We start from the raw sequence: 3,666 nt of genomic DNA, 5'->3' as shown, positions 1-3,666 counted from the left end.
AATGTTTCCACTTGAACAAATTTTGCTTTTCCATACTGATCACGTCCCTTTTTTAAAGTAATAGTATCAGTATGTCCGAGCTTTAGAGATTAATTGCAGTTGTTTTGAGTTTTTTGCACCAGAACCACATAAACTATTACCGGGTTAAACAAATAGAATCCAGTTTTTGCATTACAAAAGAACCAACTTTTAATTTTATTTTAAGTCTTTAACTCCAGTTTCTAGTATTTCCATTTGCAGAAACGTCTGTTCGTCCGTAATGGTTTTATCTTTACCATTTATGATAGCTTCATATAAATCATCATATACTCTTCCATAATCACCATTTACGGAGTCCACTTTTTCTTCGTGGATTGTACCTTCTTCATCAATATAGGTGAGCACACCATAATGTTCTAGTTTATCCATACCAAAATCTTTGTTATCAGGCATGTAAAATACCTTTAAGTGTTCTTCCTGACGATCCTTGGTTTCTTTCACAAAGCATCCCTTTTTGCCGTAAACGACGAAGCTTGGTCTTTCTTTCAATCTAAAGTAACTGGATTTTACAGATACTTTTAACTTGCCATAGTACAAATCCAAATCAAAATAATCATTCATTCTTCCTTCGCCCAATAATTGTCTTACATCATAATGTATATGATCTGGCTTGCCAAAATAGCTGATGACCTGATCTAATGTATGACAGCCATGCCCATATAAATATGACAATATAGGATTAAAAGAATGAACAGACTCTGGTACTTCGGGACGATAATAGTCATAATGCATTTCCACTTCCAGTAAGTCCCCTAATTTCCCTTCTTCAATAACCTTTTGAACCGTTAAAAAGTCACTATCAAAACGTCTGTTTTGATACGCCTGAACAATTAATCCTTTCTCTTTTGCCAGTGCAAATATTTCTTTTGCCTGTTCCGAGGTTTCCATAAAAGGTTTTTCAACCAAACAGTTTTTATTATGTTCTAATACTAATTTTGCATATTCATAATGACTGTCATGTCTTGTGCAAATCACAATGAGTTGAATGTCCTTGTCATGTAATAGTTCATCTAAATCAGAGGTATAATTTACTCCTGCAATCCTATCCCAACTTTCACTCTTAGGATTTCTCTGATAAATTGTTTTTACCTTTATATTTTCTCTTTGCAATACAAATGGCAGATGATATCTGTTCGTGCTTTTCCCATTTCCAATATAACCAATAGTAAGCATAGCAGCCTCCTAAAATATATTTACATGATTTCCATATCTTCTGGAAATATGATTCAACCTTTATTTCTTGCAATTGTCTGGACTTCACAAACTATCTCCAATATCAATATTGCTAATCAAATACTACCTAATCTTATATGTTTCACCTCCTTCATTTTAATATACAACTATACTTTTGAAACCACTCTCACTCCATTTTTACCTGCAATAATGATTCTTGTAACCTCCTTTGTAAATAAAGCTGTTCCGATAACACCATCAATGTTATTCAAATAATCATTAAGCTCTTTAAAATCTTTTACTGAATCAAATTGGACGTCTATCAAGAAATTACCGTCATCAGTTATTGTATAGCCATCCTTTATACCATTTCTTCTAACGGTTGGCACTCCGCCGATTTTTTCTACGCTTTTTATTACATAACTTAAGGAATCTTTTATAACTTCCAGTGAAACAGGATATTTACAGCTTAAAGCGTCTGTAAACTTCCCTTCATCAATGAGTAAAATATAATCTTTAGCCATTGCAGCAATTAATTTTTCCTTTGTATGGACTCCACCGCCACTTTTTGAAGCATAAAAGTTTGTATCTACCTCTCCACATCCATCAAAGGCAACATCAATCTCATCTACAAAATATGTTTCAAGCACTTCAATGCCTTTCTCAACACAAAGCTTTTTTGTGTTATAAGAAGGAGTTACAACTTTCAACTTCAGCCCATTTTTTATTTCTTCACTTACATATTCTATTAAGAATTCAATATTTCTTCCTGCACCTAATCCTATAATCGAATTATTTTGAATATAATTCATTGCTTCCTTTGCACACAGCTTTCTTAACTCATTAGCCTCCACATTATTTACCTTCCTAATTTTAAAATAAGCCTTTACATTCATGATAAAAACTTTAGTAGTGATTTTAAAATTCCAAGATCACTACCATGTATACGTATAAAATTCCTGAGAAGTTTTGAATATGGTAGTGCTTTATTGCTGATTATATGGACGGAAATAAGATTTGTCTAGATGCTCCCGTAGCAAAAGGAGCGTTTTATAAACCGATTGATAGATTACTTTTGATTTTCTCTGTCATATGTGTACACTCGGGTGATTTGATCTTTTTTTTCATAATCATTGTTATATCAATGGTTATAAAATAGAATGACTCACGAAAGAACAACATTTTCATGAAATTCCATTTCATGAAGTAAAGATAAATACACACAATTATGAAAATATCCACCTATATCTCATGCCCATCAAGTTAAGAAAACAGATCAACCCCAAAACTATAAAATAAGCTTCCTTTGTTACCAAGAAAGTCCCAAATATCGTTCCTTGGGACAGATATAAACTCTTAGCTTGATAGCAATGTGCTGTTTCAAGCGATACAAAAAAGCACCCAAGAGCTATCAAAGATTCTACTTCGCCTGTTTGTCCTCCTACAGAAAAACGGGCGAAAATCCCACCGTTATGAGAAAAAGACAGTCTTTGATATATTGGGTGTTGTCTATCAGTATACCATGTGTCACAAGGGTACAGCATAGCGCAAAAAAATGACCTATCGGAGACTTATTTGGCATGTCTTTCTTTAATGGCATGAACGATTATCTTGTAGAAATGGCTCTACTTTAAGTACTCATTGGTGTTAGCTTGATGGGCATGCGGCAGGACCCCTTATAGGGAGCAATTCTCTAGCAAGGATTGTGTAATTTTATTGACATAAATTCCTGCACAAATCATCGATGTGTAAACATAGAGTAGCGTTAAATTTCATTTATTAAAAATAAATTGTATTTAGGTTTGTCATGTTAAACTCTATAAACTCACCAAGAAAATCGGTTCTGGTGCAAATACTTGAAGAAAATATAAAAAAACGGGTTCTGGTGCAAAAATTTCAGCTAATTTGAAACTAATCTCTAAATCTTGGATATACTGATACTACTAAACTAAAAAGGACGTGTATCGGTATGAAAAAACCGGTTCTGGTGCAAAAACTTCAAAATATCTGCAAGTAATCTCTAAATCTTGGACATACTGATACTATTACTCTAAAAAAGGACGTGATCAGTATGGAAAAGCAAAATCTATTCAAGTGGAAACATTATCAACCTGATATTATTTTATTAACCGTGAGATGGTACCTACGGTATAACCTCAGTTTTCGTGATTTAGTCGAAATGATGGAAGAACGCGGATTATCTATTGCTCATACAACCATCATGCGTTGGGTTCATCAGTATGGTCCTGAATTAGATGAGCGGGTACGGCGTCATCTTAAGCCAACCAATGATTCTTGGCGAGTCGATAAGACGTATGTAAAAGTCAATGGTCAATGGATGTACCTATATCGTGCCGTTGATTCAGAAGGAAATACGATTGATTTTTATTTAAACAAAACAAGAAATCATAAGGCTGCAAAGCGCTTTTTCAAGAAAGCTTTGCGGTCTTTTCA

General features: G+C 33.7%; 3 protein-coding genes and 1 pseudogene. 2 read left to right on the top strand and 2 right to left on the bottom strand.

Annotated features, from left to right (window positions below):
• Nucleotides 1-195: 195 nt before the first annotated feature.
• Both K9V48_RS27405 and rpiA read right to left on the bottom strand, forming a co-directional pair.
• Nucleotides 196-1,212 (bottom strand): oxidoreductase, encoded by a 1,017-nt coding sequence (locus tag K9V48_RS27405; RefSeq protein WP_224142230.1) that lies wholly within the window; start codon nt 1,210-1,212, stop codon nt 196-198.
• A gap of 167 nt (nt 1,213-1,379) precedes the next feature.
• Entirely contained in the window at nt 1,380-2,108 is a 729-nt protein-coding gene (rpiA, locus tag K9V48_RS27400; protein WP_224142229.1) for a ribose 5-phosphate isomerase A, read from the bottom strand.
• A 476-nt stretch (nt 2,109-2,584) separates the two neighbouring features.
• On the opposite strand from rpiA, the pseudogene K9V48_RS27395 reads away from it, so the two are divergent.
• A pseudogene (locus K9V48_RS27395) lies at nt 2,585-2,758 on the top strand (IS4 family transposase); the annotation flags it as partial.
• Between the two features lie 525 nt (nt 2,759-3,283).
• Nucleotides 3,284-3,666: IS6 family transposase (locus K9V48_RS27390; RefSeq protein WP_224142228.1), on the top strand; the 383-nt coding region annotated here is incomplete at its 3' end.

It is taken from the genome of Metabacillus rhizolycopersici, from assembly GCF_020075705.1.
Note: the sequence above shows the minus strand (reverse complement) of the source record. Positions and strands in the feature narration are given on the sequence as shown.